The 15,863-nt window shown below is 43.4% G+C and carries 13 protein-coding genes; 7 read left to right on the forward strand and 6 right to left on the reverse strand.

The features are described 5' to 3' along the window. Nucleotides 1-33 precede the first annotated feature (33 nt). From ABQ275_RS15820 to ABQ275_RS15830, 3 genes are all read right to left on the reverse strand, one after another. On the reverse strand, nucleotides 34-1,275 hold the full coding sequence (locus ABQ275_RS15820) for a DUF4374 domain-containing protein (RefSeq protein ID WP_349314119.1): 1,242 nt from the start codon (nucleotides 1,273-1,275) through the stop codon (nucleotides 34-36). A gap of 42 nt (nucleotides 1,276-1,317) precedes the next feature. Continuing rightward, a complete protein-coding gene (locus tag ABQ275_RS15825; protein ID WP_349314120.1) occupies nucleotides 1,318-3,696 on the reverse strand; it encodes a TonB-dependent receptor in 2,379 nt (792 codons plus the stop codon). A gap of 311 nt (nucleotides 3,697-4,007) precedes the next feature. Then, nucleotides 4,008-5,693 carry a serine hydrolase gene (locus tag ABQ275_RS15830; protein ID WP_349314121.1) on the reverse strand — a complete coding sequence of 562 codons (1,686 nt, stop codon included), beginning with the start codon at nucleotides 5,691-5,693 and terminating at the stop codon, nucleotides 4,008-4,010. Between the two features lie 760 nt (nucleotides 5,694-6,453). On the opposite strand from ABQ275_RS15830, the gene ABQ275_RS15835 reads away from it, so the two are divergent. The 3 genes from ABQ275_RS15835 to ABQ275_RS15845 all read left to right on the forward strand — a co-directional run bounded on the left by ABQ275_RS15835 (nucleotide 6,454) and on the right by ABQ275_RS15845 (nucleotide 8,474). Further along, nucleotides 6,454-6,831, forward strand: coding sequence for a hypothetical protein (locus tag ABQ275_RS15835; RefSeq protein ID WP_349314122.1), 378 nt, complete (start codon nucleotides 6,454-6,456; stop codon nucleotides 6,829-6,831). 60 nt (nucleotides 6,832-6,891) lie between these two features. Continuing rightward, on the forward strand, nucleotides 6,892-7,395 hold the full coding sequence (locus tag ABQ275_RS15840) for a DinB family protein (RefSeq protein ID WP_349314123.1): 504 nt from the start codon (nucleotides 6,892-6,894) through the stop codon (nucleotides 7,393-7,395). A 440-nt stretch (nucleotides 7,396-7,835) separates the two neighbouring features. Beyond that, a complete protein-coding gene (locus tag ABQ275_RS15845; protein WP_349314124.1) occupies nucleotides 7,836-8,474 on the forward strand; it encodes a response regulator transcription factor in 639 nt (212 codons plus the stop codon). Here the strand turns inward: ABQ275_RS15845 and ABQ275_RS15850 are convergent. The 3 genes from ABQ275_RS15850 to ABQ275_RS15860 form a co-directional block, all read right to left on the reverse strand. After that, nucleotides 8,467-11,475 carry a two-component regulator propeller domain-containing protein gene (locus ABQ275_RS15850; RefSeq protein ID WP_349314125.1) on the reverse strand — a complete coding sequence of 1,003 codons (3,009 nt, stop codon included), beginning with the start codon at nucleotides 11,473-11,475 and terminating at the stop codon, nucleotides 8,467-8,469. The two genes, ABQ275_RS15845 and ABQ275_RS15850, sit on opposite strands and share 8 nt — an antisense overlap. A 131-nt stretch (nucleotides 11,476-11,606) precedes the next feature. Then, nucleotides 11,607-11,825 carry a DUF4199 domain-containing protein gene (locus ABQ275_RS15855; protein WP_349314126.1) on the reverse strand — a complete coding sequence of 73 codons (219 nt, stop codon included), beginning with the start codon at nucleotides 11,823-11,825 and terminating at the stop codon, nucleotides 11,607-11,609. Between the two features lie 51 nt (nucleotides 11,826-11,876). Further along, nucleotides 11,877-12,449, reverse strand: coding sequence for an NADPH-dependent FMN reductase (locus ABQ275_RS15860; protein ID WP_349314127.1), 573 nt, complete (start codon nucleotides 12,447-12,449; stop codon nucleotides 11,877-11,879). Between the two features lie 264 nt (nucleotides 12,450-12,713). On the opposite strand from ABQ275_RS15860, the gene ABQ275_RS15865 reads away from it, so the two are divergent. From ABQ275_RS15865 to rbsK, 4 genes are all read left to right on the forward strand, one after another. After that, the gene (locus ABQ275_RS15865) at nucleotides 12,714-13,211 is read left to right on the forward strand and encodes a GNAT family N-acetyltransferase (RefSeq protein WP_349314128.1); all 498 of its coding nucleotides are present in this window, start codon (nucleotides 12,714-12,716) and stop codon (nucleotides 13,209-13,211) included. Between the two features lie 3 nt (nucleotides 13,212-13,214). Beyond that, nucleotides 13,215-13,697: a MarR family winged helix-turn-helix transcriptional regulator gene (locus tag ABQ275_RS15870; RefSeq protein ID WP_349314129.1), complete on the forward strand. Its 483-nt coding sequence runs from the start codon at nucleotides 13,215-13,217 to the stop codon at nucleotides 13,695-13,697. Nucleotides 13,698-13,738: 41 nt separating this feature from the next. Further along, the gene (locus tag ABQ275_RS15875) at nucleotides 13,739-14,806 is read left to right on the forward strand and encodes a LacI family DNA-binding transcriptional regulator (RefSeq protein WP_349314130.1); all 1,068 of its coding nucleotides are present in this window, start codon (nucleotides 13,739-13,741) and stop codon (nucleotides 14,804-14,806) included. 118 nt (nucleotides 14,807-14,924) lie between these two features. Then, nucleotides 14,925-15,842, forward strand: coding sequence for a ribokinase (gene rbsK / locus ABQ275_RS15880; RefSeq protein WP_349314131.1), 918 nt, complete (start codon nucleotides 14,925-14,927; stop codon nucleotides 15,840-15,842). The last annotated feature ends 21 nt before the right edge of the window (nucleotides 15,843-15,863 follow it).

Below are 15,863 nucleotides of genomic sequence, written 5' to 3' on the forward strand. Positions count from 1 at the left end.
GCTAATACCAACTACCGGAGCTTTCCTGCAAAATCAGTAATCCATTTTGGTGATAGCCGTTATTTTGCCACCATCTACTTTAAGTCCGCGTGTAGCCGTTGCCGTAGCAATGTCAATTTTGTACACCCAGCTACCATCAGCGGTATTAAGACCGATATAACCCATTTTACCATCGGCGGAAACCGTATTGTTATTATATGCCGCCGAAGAAGATAGAATATGGTCCGGCGCACCTTTCACCCAGGAGAAATTCTTTTCATAAACATCTATCAGCGCCATTTTCTTATCACCTGTTAATGCATTTGCATCTCCATACATCATCAGCAAAAATTTGCCATTGCCCATATACGTTTGTGTAGAAATATGATGCCCGCCTGATATCTCCTGTACGTTGAAGAAGTAGCTTTTATCAAACTCAGTGGTGCCTTTGAGTATCCGTATAAAAGCAGAAGGTTTTGTAGAAACCGGGATACTGTTGTTAGTAGCTGAGGAAGGTGAAAATGCATATACATCTCCGTTTTCCACTACCGCCATACCATCGGTAAAATAAGCGCCTATAAAACTGGTGCGGTTATCCCGGATTACTTTTTCCAGCTTCAGATCAGGATATGAAAACACCGCAACCCAGGCGCTGTCGGGATATGCCGTACCAAAGGCATCACTGCAACATCCCTTAATGCTCATATAAGGTGCAAAAACTTTATCACCTACCTGTGTAGCCCAGGTAAAATGCGCCCGCTCGCCATTGCCGGCCAGCTCCACAATATTTACCTGCTTTTCGCCCACAATCCGCGAAGAATCTGCACTGATACGGAACATAGCGGCAAACTCATTACCGCTGCGGGGTACTTTCATCAATAAAAGATCATCATTCACTTTGGTAAAAACCTGCACCGTTTCCGTCTGGAAATCAGATGTTTTTACAAGCCCCCCAATCTTATTCAGCCGGTAGGTAGTTACTGCTCCCGGGTTGCCCTGTCCATATAACAAGCTGAAAAATTTTCCTTTGTGTGTAACATAATACCGGTAAGAGCCATCCTGCTCAATACCGTTGCCCGCCGTGGTGATACTACCCTGATCAAGATCATCAGCCGTGAGCAGGTAATCTGCAATACCGGTGGTACCCACCGGTGTAGCAGTGATAACATATTTGGTAAGCCCCTGTAATTCTCCCCCATCAAAACCATTCTCACTTAATGCCTCTTCCTTATCACAGGATGTCATTAAAAACATGGCACTGCACACCAGGTATAAAAGTTGTTTTATATTTTTCATCTTTGCTGCTATTAATATTTAATTGTAGAAATCAGTCCTGTATTATTTACTTATGAAGTAGCGGAGCTTCGCGTAGAAAGCCCTGCCCGGCTTTTGCAGCGTGAAATTGTCATAGAGCCTGTTATCCACGAGGTTCTTACATTCCACAGCCACATTGTATCGCCCGTTAGCAAGACTGTACACCACATTTACATCCTGGCAAAACTGCCGGGGTATATCCAGCTTATCATTTCCCTGACTGGACCACGAGAGATAGTAAGCATGTACATACAATAAATTATACCCCAGTGTGAGTGTATTACCTTTTTTGAGTACATTCTTAAAAAAGAGGGAAGCATCTGCATTACCAAACAGGAAAGGCATATTAGGAATACGATCCCTGTAGAGCGGGCTTACATTCTTCTGCCCGTCTTCATATTTTGTATTGTTGCGCAAGTTTTGATAGGTCATGTTTACGCCGGTGGTAAACAGTTGCTTAAAGGAATACCGGATCTCTCCATCCACGCCCAGGTTGGTTACATCCGCCAGGTTGCCGTTTACCTGTTTGGTCTGATTGGCATTCAACATAGGCCGGATAAAGTCTTTGGCATAGCGGTACAAAAAGTTTCCGTCAAAACTGAAGCGATGCACCTGTTGAATATGCGTCTGATAACTCAGTCCAAAATTAAAGTTATCGCTGCTTTCAGGCTTTAGGTCTATATTCCCTTCCAGGTTGAGCAGATCCCCAAACAACTCTTCTGTTTCGGGTAGGCGATAACTTTTTTCATAAGACGTTTTTAACTGAAGATTTGTTTTGATGAAATAGGTAGTCGCCAGTCCGTAGCCCACATTGCTGAACTTTGTTTTCAGTGTCTTATAAGCAACATCGCCCCAGCTTCCGCTTGGATTGTAGCTTTGTGAATACTTATTCTGCTGTGAATAGTTTTTCACAAAAACGGAGGTATTCCATTTCTCACTATAATCAAATTTATAACCCAGGCCCAGTATATCCTTCCCGACTATTTTGGGCTGATCATATTTTTCATCGTTCGGATATAATTCATCCTTACCTGAACGGCTAAACGTATTAAAAACATTATTGAGTATAAACGAATGTTTTTCGCTGAGCTGATAACTCAGGTTGGCGGTTACCAACCCATTATTATTACGGTACTTATACATGGAACGTTCCCGCTCACTGCCCAGACCCTCGTATTGTTTGTACTGCTGGAACCAGTTATAGCGGCGGTATGCCGTATCTATATTCTGTTCCTGTCCCAGGTTATAATTCCCTGTCAGGTTAAAGTTCAATCCTTTAACAAAGAGATCTTTTACCTGGTATCTCACGCTGGGCATCACGATATTACCTTTCCGGTGCCAGTCGCCGAATACACTGACCATACGCGCGCCGGTCTGTATTTCTGCATTATTCTGTCCTAATGTGATGCCGAACAATAATTTATCAGCATATTTTTTTCCTACGATACCGGCATTGATGATCATGGTTTCATTATGATAGGTGTCATGAAACCTGCGTACGCGCTGCCGTGGATAATATGCTCCTGAATTAATATCAGCTACATTCACCCGCACCCAATAATTATTATCAGAATAATTCTGAAAAGCATTCAATTGCAGGGTGAATCCGGATTTGGAGGTATATCCTGCGTTGAGTGTAGACCGGTGTGTATTAAAGGAGCCAAAGGAATAGGAAGCATCTACATAGGAATGTTCGCTGTTGCTGGTAACAATATTAATAGCACCACCCAGTGCATCAGAACCCAGCCAAATGGGAACTACACCTTTATACACTTCTACCCGTTCTGCCAGGTTGATCGGGATATTATTTAACTGGAAGGAAGAACCAAAATTATCCATGGGTACACCATCGAGGAAAAACTTCACCTGCTTGCCTGTAAAGCCATTCAGTGAGAAGTTCATCTGCGAACCCAGGCCACCGCTTTCGCGTACACGTACACCTGATACCCGGTCCAATGCATGCGACAGATCCAGTGTAGAGTTGTACAGTTTCTTTGCATCAATGGCCGTTACATTATAAGCCTGCCGGTTTACTTCCTGACTGGTGGAACGTCCTATAACCGACACCGTATTAATTTCACTGATGGCAATTTCCAGGGTAATATTCAACAACAACTGTTCTCCTGGTTTCAGTTCAAATGCTTGCTGCTGGCCTTTAAAACCAACGGCAGATATTATTAATGCATGCTTTCCCGGCTTCAATTTTCTGATGATATAAAACCCTTCATTATCAGTAACAGCATAAGCATTGCTATGTTGTAACTTTATAGAAGCGCCGGGAATAGCTGTTCCTGATTGATCTTTTAACTGGCCACTGATAGCGGCATTTTCACCTGACTGGGAAAAGGAAAAAAAGGTAAGGAAACATAAAATGCTTGTCAGCAAAACTCTTTTGATGTGCATTGTCTTATTATATTAAATAACTTTTACGAAGTAACGTGGGTAAGGGCAATAGCATAGCTGGCGGGCTTCCCCACATTATTTTACTACAGTATCCTGTACGTTTTAAATATTAAATTAAGCGGCCGTCAGATATGGCCATACCAATAGCTTATCTCTGGTAACATGATGTTCCCGAGGAATGCTTACATTATTTCTTATAGGTAATAATCTGAATGCAAAAGTATTTTAATATTCAGGGAATCGTTTTCGAAATCAGGAATTTCTGGGGGAGGAAATCACGATATTTTTTTTCCGCATTGGTCAGATTATTATTAGTGCAGGATAGCTGGCAGGATATATTTCTCCAGTATTGCTTCCGGTTGCCAGAACCTTCCATTATTGTAATTCCCTGAAGTAATTACCACAACCAGGTCAAGTGAGTTAATAACGAAGATGTACTGTCCTCCTGCGCCGCGGGCTTCAACAGCATGAATGTTAGTTTTCCCAACAGTATAGTTTTTATGCCACCAGAGATACCCGTATTCAATACTGTCTTTCCGGTTTTCCAGCAGGAAATATTTTTGAAAGGACTTCCCGATCCAGCTTTCGGAAATAATTCTTTGTCCCTTCCATTTTCCTTTGTCAAGATATAGTTGTCCAAATTTCAACATATCACGGGGCTGTAGATACATGCCTCCGCCAAAATATGGATACCCGGTTACGTCATTTTGTATGATATAGTTAGTAATGCCAAGAGGGGCCAACAAGTTGTCGTCCATAAAGAACGCCAGTGGCTCGGCAACAACAGAACGCAACACTACACCCAGCAGATAGGCATTGGCTGATCCATACCAGGCATGCGTTGCGGGTGTATTGATCATAGGGGCTTCAAGAATGGTTCTCGTCCAGTCCGGCGTGCTTTGATAATTATTTTCTGCAGCCGCAGTATTCCTGTCTGTACCAAAATCAATGGCATCGATACCGGAACTCATGGTGAGCAGGCTATGCAGGGTTATCGCCGACTTGCGCTTATCATTTTTTCTGGTGTATTGGTATTTTTCCGGCAGGAAGTCGTACAATTTTTGTTGTGGGTCCCTGATCAATCCCTTATCTATAGCGATACCGGTTATAGCAGATGAAATACTTTTAGCAGCTGAACGCAGGTCATGTGGAATGGAAGGTGTAAATCCGGAGAAATATTTTTCATACACCAGTTTTCCCTTGCTGGCTATTAATATACTATGGGTATTGGTAATTTTATTGGCCGCTATGCTGTCTTCCATCCTGCGCAGGAACGTGCTATTGATTTCTTTTAACGGAAGACCGGAAACCTGCCGGCCATCATGCACGGATACAGGTGGATAATGCTGTACAACAGGAAAAGCGCCATCATACTTCTCAAAAACAACACTGGTAAGTATGGCATCCGCCAGTAAAATATCAAAATATAACTTACCATGTTTGATCATGCCTTTAAAAGATACGCCTGTTTTAACATCATGAAAAAAGAGAGAATCCTCTTTTTTCGAGAAGCCACCCGCCCATGTACCTGTAAAACGCTGATCATCAAAGATAGGATAGGCAGCATACTGCTCTCCCTTTGCATCTTCGATATTCAGATAAATGGAAGCCGGTATTAAACGGTCTACCATCCATATATTCCATTTACCAGTAAAAACCCCTTTGCCCGTTTTGCTAAATGCCAGGTGGTAAAGCAATACACCTGATTCCATAAAACCGGTTATTTCTCCATTCTGGTGGAGCTTTCCCCTGAATGCAGTCAGGGAATCCAGTTTTACTATAAAATACGGCTGACCAGGCGCAAATATCTTTTGTATCAGCAACCGGTTTGCACGGTAGATAGCCAGCGAAAAATGTCCCTCTTTCAACTGCTGTATACGAACAGTCAGCGTAAATGCTGTACTGTCAGCCAGCTGTCCCTTCCAGCCACCCGCATAATCTTTCATATCACTTTGCGCAAAACAGGAAGCGAGCAGTAATAGCAAGGCAATTATCATCAATGGACATTTAATCATGGAGCATCTTTTACATAAAAGTATTATATGTTATGCGGCAGAAATAGAACAAAATTAACATGCCGTTATTAAACTACGGTATTTTAAAGGGGTAAGCTGATAATACTTTTTAAAGCTCCGGATAAAATGGCTTTATGGGAACCAAAGTAATGTCCTTTTTTCAGGTGATCCATTTTGTTTGTTTATTTGGTTTCTCGCTGCGATCATTTTCACGCTGCTGTACATCTGCTACCTGTTGTTGTTCATAAATGGCTTCTCCACGGCGTTGTAACCGGCTGATCGTACCAACCTGAAGCTTTTACTGTGGATGTTGATTCAGACGCATATTGGGCTCAGATAACAGGTAAACAGGGGCTAAGATAACAAATGTCGCAATTTCACCCTTATGTTGTCGTATTTACAACCCTTCCATTCAAACAAATCATAATAGATTTGTATAACCGTTTTAAATACGGCCAGGTTCCCCGGAAAAATAAATATACGATATAACAATGGTGGAGGTTTTTAAAACAAATGTTCAACAAAAAAAACAGGCCAACATGCTGCTGACCACCATATCAGCACACCTGCCCCTGTTTAAGGTAAATTTCGACCTGGAAGACTGTGACCGAATTTTAAGAGTGGAAGGAATAAACATTTCACCGGAAATAATAATTAATTTACTCCGAGAAAAAGGCTATCAATGCGAAGTATTGTAGCTAACCCGAATAACATCTCAATTTTATCAACTTAAAACAAAAAAATGAAAATCGCAGTAATTATTGTTCGTAGCCTGGTAGGACTTATCTTCCTGTTTGCATCTGTAGTGGTTCTTTTCAATCTCGTACCACAACCGGAGCTACAGGGCAGCGTCAAAGTTTTCATGGCAGGTATTGCAGCCACCTCCTATCTATTACCACTGATAAAGGTAACAGAGCTGATCTGTGCGATCGCTTTCCTTTCAGGCCGTTTTGTAACGCTGGCTACCGTGGTCATCTTTCCTATTTCATTGAACATTTTATTGTTCCACGCCTTCCTGGCGCCTGAAGGATTGCCAACCGCCATATTCATTTTCCTGGGTATCCTCTTCCTGGCATATGCCAAGCGGCAAAACTACAGGACATTATTTATTGCAAAATAATGTACAAGTCTGCTACAGGACCAGGGCTACCTCATTTATCATGCAATAAAACAGCTATCAATGGAAACGCAACTTCTTACAGCAATGGATAACACCTCCGGTGAACTGTTGCAGCTCATTGCTGCTTTCCCCGAAGACAAGTTCAATACTATTCCTTTTGAAGGCAGCTGGACAGCCGCACAGGTGGCAGAGCACCTGATTAAAGCCGGGTGTACACCTACACTTTATGGTAATGTAACGGCCACCACCAGGCAGCCCGATGAAAAGATTGCTGCCCTGAAAGAGCTGTTCCTGAATTTTGAGATCAAAATGACAGCTCCTTCATTTATCCAACCTTCCGCTACTATTCATAAGAAGCAGGATATTGTAAATGATGTAACCCGTGTATGGGCAGATGCAAAAGAAGCCGCCGGCACACTCAACTTATCTGAAACCTGCACGGATTTTGAGTTTCCCGGCTTCGGAAATCTCACCAGGCTGGAATGGATTAATTTTATGGTGATCCATACACAAAGACATATCCATCAGTTAAAAAATATTTCCCGGGTGATAGAAAGCCAGTGATAAAAATATGGGTTGCCAGGAGTGGCAACCCGTTTTTTAACCATATCCTTTGAAAAACCGAATTAAATAATTTTAATAACCATCGCGTAGGTGTGCGTACAGGCACTACCTATCAACAAATGGTGTTGCCATCAAAAAACAAAACGGAGTTAAACCCCATTTGGAAGAGGGATAAAAAGAGAATTTATATAAGCAGACAAAGCGTGATGCTTCAGATGTAACAAATTTCCCAGGCTATTACCTAAAAAGGCTACCGGTGTTTTTTAAAGAGCCCCAAAATTATAACAGTGGCCAAAGACAGACAATAGTATTATTACTACAATAGTGGTTTCCGCTGCTACGTAAAATAAATACCGGACATCTCCCAGCTAACCCGGAATATCCTTTAAATAATAACTACTTTTGTTTTAATACCCAACCATACCTATTTATTCCTGATAATGAAAAAAATACTGATTGCTGATGACCACGCCATCATTCGTTTAGGTCTGGCAAAAATAATAGCATCCCTCCCTGTATCTACCTCTGTTACCGAGGCTGAAACGCTGGATGAAGCGATCACCTCCCTCGGACAACAAAAGTTTGACCTGCTGATCCTGGATATTAATCTGCCTGGTGGCAATAACCTTCATATGATTAGTGCAGTTAAATTAAGACAACCGGATATACGGGTGCTTATTTTCTCTGCATATGCCGAACAACTTTATGCCATCAATTATTTACAGGCAGGTGCGGATGGATATATCGAAAAAAATGCGGGGAACGAAGAAATCAAAGCAGCGATCATCACCACATTGAGACAGGAGAAATATATGAGTGCCACCACCCGCGAAAACATGCTCCATAAGCTCAACCTGCCTGGTAACAATGAAAGAAACCCCATCGCCAGTCTTTCGCCACGCGAAACAGAAGTACTGCACCTGTTAGGTAAAGGCTTTCCCATCGCCAGGATCGCCACCCTGCTTCAGCTGCATATTACCACTGTGAGCACTTATAAAACGCGCATCTTCGATAAGCTGGAGGTCACCAACATTGTAGACCTGCTGAAGAAAATGGAGATCTATAGCCCTCCTATTTAACAGGAGAAATCGTTAATAAAATAGTAGTTCCACTTGCCTCACTGGCAGTTACCTGCAACGCTGCATTGATCAGTTGTAAAAGTTCCATTACAATCAACAGGCCCAAACCATTATTGGCAGGGGGTCTTTCGTCAGGATGTACCTGATCGTCTGCCTGTCCGTTGATCCATTCCACCAGGGGAAGGGGCATTCCGATACCGGAATCGGCCAGCCGGATTAAAATACTGTCGCCCAACCTGGAAACCTCCATCCGGACAAAACCTTTGGACGTATACTTCACGGCATTATCCAATAAGTTGTGGATCACTACTGCCAGCAGTTGACCGTTTACAAGCGCAGTTATATTCCCTGATGTCAGGTTTACAATACTCACCCCTTTACTGTGTGCAACAGGCCGGAAAATATCCGCCTTCTCTTCCAGCAACAGGCCTATATCCACCATCTCCAGCCTGGAATCATCATTCCTGAACTGGGATTTCATATATTGGATCAGGTTATCCACCAGGTGGAACATGCGATACAGCCCTGTGTAAACAGCCGTTTGTTCTTCCTCTTCCTGTTGTTCATCTGCTGTTACCAGCATCAGGTATTTGAGGGGTGTTTTTATATCATGTGAAATCGCTGCTATTAACCGTTGCTGCATAAATGCCTGCTTACGCATCAGCCCTAATGCCTCATGTAATTCACTGGTACGTTCTGACACCCGCGCTTCCCACGCAAGATTCTTTTTACGCAGCCGGTGTGTACGAAACCAGAAATAAATGAATATCAACAGTACTATCAGCCCCGCCACCAATACCCGGAACCAGATAGTTTCATAATAGGCTCTCATTACCTCAATACTGAACACCCGCTCCGTAATATTCTGCTTTCCAAACCCACTTATTTTCCGGATAAACAACTGGTATTCGCCATAAGGTAACGAGGAGAATTCAATCACCTGTTCATTACTAACGGGTAGCCATACACCGTGATCATCATTTGCAGATTTCAGTAAATAGTAGCATTGCAAATTCCGGGTATCCCCAAAATAAGGTGAACTGATCTGCATACTAAAGTGATGGAAGTTGTTGGGTAATTTAACCGCATCAGCTACGGTTATTTCCTTTGCATCCACTTTTATATTATCTACAAAAATTTTTTTGTCGGGTAACTCTGCATTGATCTGCGCAGGGGTAAAATACACCAGTCCGTCCATGGAGGGCAACGAAATATCGCCATTCTGCAATTTTAGTGCACAAGGCTCACATCCTCCATTAAATTCATTGGTATTGAATCCTTTCTCCTTCCGGTAGTATAAATAATAGATCTCCCGCTTCTCTCCTTCCGCATATGCTGTAAGATCACGATAACTTGTTTGCAGCAAGCCTTTATTGGTGGTAATCCATAAATATCCCTGCCCGTCCGGCACGATACAGTGGGCAGACAACAGGTATTGCTGGGGGTCCAACGGAATAGTGATCACCCGGTTATTTTTGTATATAAAAACACCCTGTCCATCTACGGTGATCCATACTTCACCTGTTTTAGGGATCAGCAGACTACGGATATATTTCCCGTTAAAATCCGGAATGGTGTCCACCCGCCCCGATGCGTGCATCCTGTATAAACCATTTCCCGTTCCCACCCATAACGTAGTACTGTTTTCCCGCAGCAGGTAAGAAGCATCCCTGATGGCATCGGTAAAAAGTCGCGGTTTGGGTGTTGCTGCTGTTGTTTCCAATACATACAAACCCTTGCGCTCCCCACCTATCCACAAGCGGCCATCCTCATCCAGGTATAATTGGTTAATAGCATCTTCCAGTTCATGTACCCAAAGGATTTTTGTAAGATCGCTATTGAGGTGATAAAGCATCCTCCCGTTCTTGTACCAATAGGTGTTCTTATGATCCCTCAGTATACTATAGGCGTCGTTGAATTCATTAAATACAGGCAGTTTTTTCGTTTTAAACAGACTGTCGAATAAGGTACCTCCTGATACGATACCCTTATTTCCGAAAGGTGCCTGAGCATAAAATACGCTGGTCCGCTTTCCCCCAGGAATCAATACCCGGAACTTCTTCCGTGTACTTATAAACAATCCTTTTGTAATACTACCGAGGAATACCCGTTCATTTTTTTCATCCTGGTAAATCGTTACGATATCCTTTTCCTGTAAATCAAAATTGTTCAGTACAGGTCTGGAATGTAAATGACCCTCGTCTGTCAGCTTCAACCTGTAACAAACATTATTGAAGTAAATAAAAACCTGTTGGGCTGCAAAATTCCAGTAAAGCTTCATTGCTTTCCCAAATGAACCGGAGAGAGGTATATCTGTTAAAGCGCCCATTAAGCGGGCGGTGTAAATCTTATCCCGATCAAACACCTCAAACAATCCTTTTTCGCTGAGATAACAGAGATGACCATCCAGTACAAACAGTTTTTCCGGCTTCAATCCGGAGTAGATCATGCGATATTGTTCAACACCCAGCTTTTCAAACCGTATCGTATCTTTCGTTATCCTGAAACAAGCATCTTCCTTCAGTGCAACAATATGCTCCTTGGTCATTCCGCGTTCCAGATACCCATCCGGGGAACTGTATATGGCATATGTTTCTGAAGCGTCCCTATTATAAAGGTATTCATAGCCTTTATAAGAGGTTGGTGCAACCGTGGCTTTCCCCTCATTCACCAGTAATGCGTCCTTCTTTCGGCCAATACTTATAACCAGGCTGCTGCCTGTAATACCAGGAAGTATCGAGGATACACGATCACCTGAAACGGCGAGGTTGCTGCTGTTGAAAGTCCGGCATTGTCTGCCGTCAAACCTTACCAGGCCACCTTCTGTAGCCAGCCATATAAATCCGTTTACATCCGGGGCAATAAACTTTACGCTATTTTGTGGCAGTCCATTCTGGTCATTAAGTTCTTCGATAGAAAAGAGGGAGTCTTCTTTTCCAGGATCAGCGAACAGTCTTATATATTGTATAAGGAAAAGACAAAGGAATAAAACAATTCTCATTACGAGTATTCAAAGGTTAGGTTACAGGAACAATATTATAACAATAATGCCTCCTTTCTATAGTATCACAAAAAATCAGTTCAACTCCCAAGTTAAGGATCAGAACTTTATTTTCTGCATTAAGTTATGCTTTAATGAATATCCGTTGCCAATTGCCGTGGCGCCCTCTTTTTCAGGATTAGGGCGCTGATCAGGGAAATTATCAAGCCCACCGGAAGAATTTCTGAATAAGTGATCAATATTACAAATAATGGATTCTTATACAGCGCCTTGAATTTTGCCATCTCCGCAGTTTTGGCGGCTATCTCCTGTTGGTTGGCTCCTCCCTCCGTCGCTTCAATTTTATCCATAGCCGCCGCCTGGCGCTACCTATCTGTAAAATGTATGCGGGGGCGCTTTTGTTAGAATAAGGTAGGCGCCGGCAATAATCTTACCGGCTCATCTTTTACCAATGCCGCCAGGGATTGAATCAGTTGCTGAACACTATTTAGTGTATTCGTATCCGTTATTTTACAGTCGTTATTCACCTTTGTTTTAATCCCTGAAATAACAAGCTGTGTAGCTGCGGTCATTTTAGCTTCAATGATCAGGAGCGTTCCCAAAAGAGATTGATGCCCTTTCATGCCGGAGGTAGATGCAGTGATGAGAGCTACCGGCTTCTTTGAAAACTCCATGGAGGAAACGGTCCAGTCGATGGCATTTTTCAGGGTGCCCGGCACGCCAATAGCATACTCCGGTGTACAGATCAGTATTCCATCGGCGGCGTTCAGCTGTCTGCGGAAGGCTGCTACCTGTTCAGGCGGGTTTTCATTGTCCAGGTCCGGATTAAAGTGCGGAATGTCTGACAGTCCTTCAAAAATGTGTACGGTAAAAACATCCGAAGCCTGATCAGCAAACGCCTTGATCAGGTTAAGATTGGAAGATTGTGTTCTGGTGCTCCCTGATATAGCCAATATATTTATCTTGCTGTTCATCTTTTCTTAGGTGTTAACAGGTTCAAATATACGAAGGTAACGGCTACAACTTCTTGCGAAGGTTTACCGCCCAGGCCCGGGGTTAAAGACAATGTGTCCTCACGGTATGGTTAAAACCCAGGGCATAGCGGTAAACCCCCTCCGGGAGCAACCGTAGCGAAGACCATATTTTATGGCCGTTAACAACATCGGTCCCTCAAAATCAAAAATTTATTTTCAAATATGTAGTCAACTACGTAGTTTTGCAATATAATCATTCATACCATGCAAAAGAACCATGCCATAACGCAACTCTCTAATGCAGACAGCGAACAGATCATCAACCTGATCCTGCCTATCCAGCAGATAGAAAACAATGTGCCCGTAACGTTAGCCGATCAACCGGACCTGCTGGACATTGAAAACGCTTATATACATACCGGTGGCGGATTCTGGGGCTACCGGCATGAAGGGGAGATTGTTGGCACCATCGGCCTGATCAACATTGGTAACCACGGCGGTACTATCCGGAAAATGTTTGTAAAAAAAGAATACCGGGGTAAAGAGCTCGGTGTGGCGCAGCTGCTACTCGAAGCATTGACCGCTTATTGTAAAACGGTTGGCATCACCGACCTGTACCTGGGGACCGTACATACTTTAAAGGCCGCTATCCGCTTTTATGAACGCAACGGCTTTCAGCAAACCGCTAAAGCTGATCTCCCCGCTTCTTTCCCTGTTATGCAGGTAGATGATACGTTCTTTCATTTGAACATGCACAGATAAGCTATGATAAATGTAATTGACCAATCCGGTATTCTCGCTATCTCTACGCGGTTGCAACGGTTAAGTGATCAGATCCGGAAAGATGGAAAGAAAATATACGAGGCCTACGGCATCGATTTTGAACCCAAATGGTTTCCGGTGATCTATACGCTGCATCATAAACCCTCCCTGGGTGTGGTGGAAATATCTGCGGAGATAGGCTATTCCCATCCTTCCACGATCAGTTTATTAAAAGAGCTGGAAAAATTGAAACTGATCCAGTCAAAAAAGGATAAATCCGATGAGCGGAAAAGGCTGATCCGGTTAACAGATAAAGGTAAGGCAATGGTAAACCGGATAGCGCCTGTATGGGACGTGATGACGGCCGCACTCACGGCTTTGACGGATACAAAGCATAACCTGATGAAAGCAATTGATGAAGTGGAAAACAATATCAGGCAACAAGGTTTTTATAACAGGGCTGAACAATTAAGACAGGCTGAATAACAACATCATCTTATCAGGTTCTTAAATAAAATGAGTGATGCTTGTATTTACGATTATTTTATTTTAAGTTTGAACAAACGTTTGTGCATCTGAAAGGCAATGTAACAATAACAGATATTTCACGTGAGTCGAAAGTTTCGGTCAGCACGGTATCCCGTGTACTAAATGGTTTATCCCGGCAGTACCGGATCAGCAAAGAAACAGAAGATACCGTTATGAAGATAGCCCGTAAACTACATTACAGGCCCAATCTGACAGCAGTCAACCTGCGGCGTAAGAAAAGCAATACGATAGGATTACTGGTACCAACATTGTTCAATCCTTTCTTTTCCAACATTGCCAGTATTGTAAATCATGAACTGCGCAAGAACGGTTATTCTGTAATCCTGATGGATTGCGGGGAAGATGAAAAAACGGAGCTGGAAGTACTGGAATTCCTGGTAGACAGGCGCATAGATGGTTTGCTGGTAATGCCTTCCGGACATGATTGTCCGCACCTGGATGCGCTGTACACAAAAGGGATGCCGATGGTTTGCATAGATCGTTACTTTGAAAGTTCTGCGATCCCTTTTGTGTCAACTAATAATTTCCAGGGAGCTTATGAGCTGACAAAATACCTGGTGAGTTGCGGACATAAAAGAATAGCCTGTATCCAGGGTGTAAATTATGTGATGCCCAACAAGCAGAGAGTAGCGGGATATACTGCTGCACTCGCAGATGCAGGGTTACCGGTATATTATATAGGTGGTCAGGATTTCAGCGAAGAGAACGGCTATCTCGAAACCAAATTATTATTACAGCAGCAGGTAAAGCCTACTGCCATTTTTGGATTAAGTGATACCATTATATTAGGTGCGATAAAAGCATTAAAGGAAGAAGGGATGACAGTTCCGGATGATGTGTCGCTGGCTACATTTGATAACGCACTTTATCTCGACTACCTCGCTCCCGCGCTTACCAGTGTGGTGCAGCCGGTGGCAGAGATTGCGCAGATAGCTATCAGGATACTGCTGGAAAGGATGAGCGGAGAACCCGAAGGCAAACGTCAGCAGGAGAAGATATTACTGTCTCCCCGGATCATCCACCGCGCTTCTGTAAGAGAAATATAATTTTTTTACTGTTTTGCACAAACGTTTGTTCAAAACAGGGAAACCAGGATAACATTTTCACGCTTGTTTAACTAATTATTATACCAACAGGATTTCACGTTCATCAATCAGCAACTGCATGCAAAGTTTACTACGTAGGCCCATTACCGTTATCGGGTCGTCCAATACCGACATGGTGATTAAAGCACCCCGCATCCCCGGGCCGGGAGAAACTATACTGGGCGGCACCTTCTTTATGAACTCGGGTGGCAAAGGCGCCAACCAGGCTGTAGCAACAGCAAGGCTGGGGGGTCAGGTACATTTTATCACCGCACTGGGAGAGGATGTTTTCGGACAAAAGCAGTTACAGGCTTTTAAAGACGATGGTATCAATACAGACCATATCCTGATTGACAAAGATCAGCCCAGCGGCATAGCACTCATTACGGTAGACGACCAGGGCGAAAACTGTATTGTAGTAGCACCCGGCGCCAATGCTGCTCTCCTCCCGGCAGCGATAGAAAAAGCAACCGGAGTAATTGCCGGTTCCGATATCATCCTGGTACAACTGGAAATCCCTATGGAAACGGTACAAAAAGTACTGGAACTAGCCACCCTCCATAAGAAAAAAGTAATCCTGAATCCTGCACCGGCACAAAAATTATCCACACAGATACTGAACGGTCTTTACCTGATCACGCCCAACAGTACCGAAGCCTCCATGCTGACGGGGCTGCTGATCAACAATGTAACAGATTGTGAAAAAGCCGCTGCCATATTAAGAACGCGTGGCGTACAACAGGTAGTGATCACACTGGGCAGCAAAGGCGCCTATGTATCCAGTGATACGTTTACCGGCATGGTCGCCGCACCAGAGGTAACAGCCGTTGATTCCACCGGCGCCGGCGATACTTTTAACGGCGCCATAGCCGTTGCTTTATCACAACAACAATCACTACACGACGCAGTGGTATTTGCGTGCAAAGCCGCCGCCATATCCGTTACCAAAGCCGGTGCGCAGTCATCGATTCCCTATCTGCATGAAATCGTTTCCTAACGGAAAGTCTTTACCTATAAA

This window comes from Chitinophaga sp. MM2321, from assembly GCF_964033635.1.
In the GTDB taxonomy this organism is placed as follows: Bacteria; Bacteroidota; Bacteroidia; order Chitinophagales; family Chitinophagaceae; genus Chitinophaga.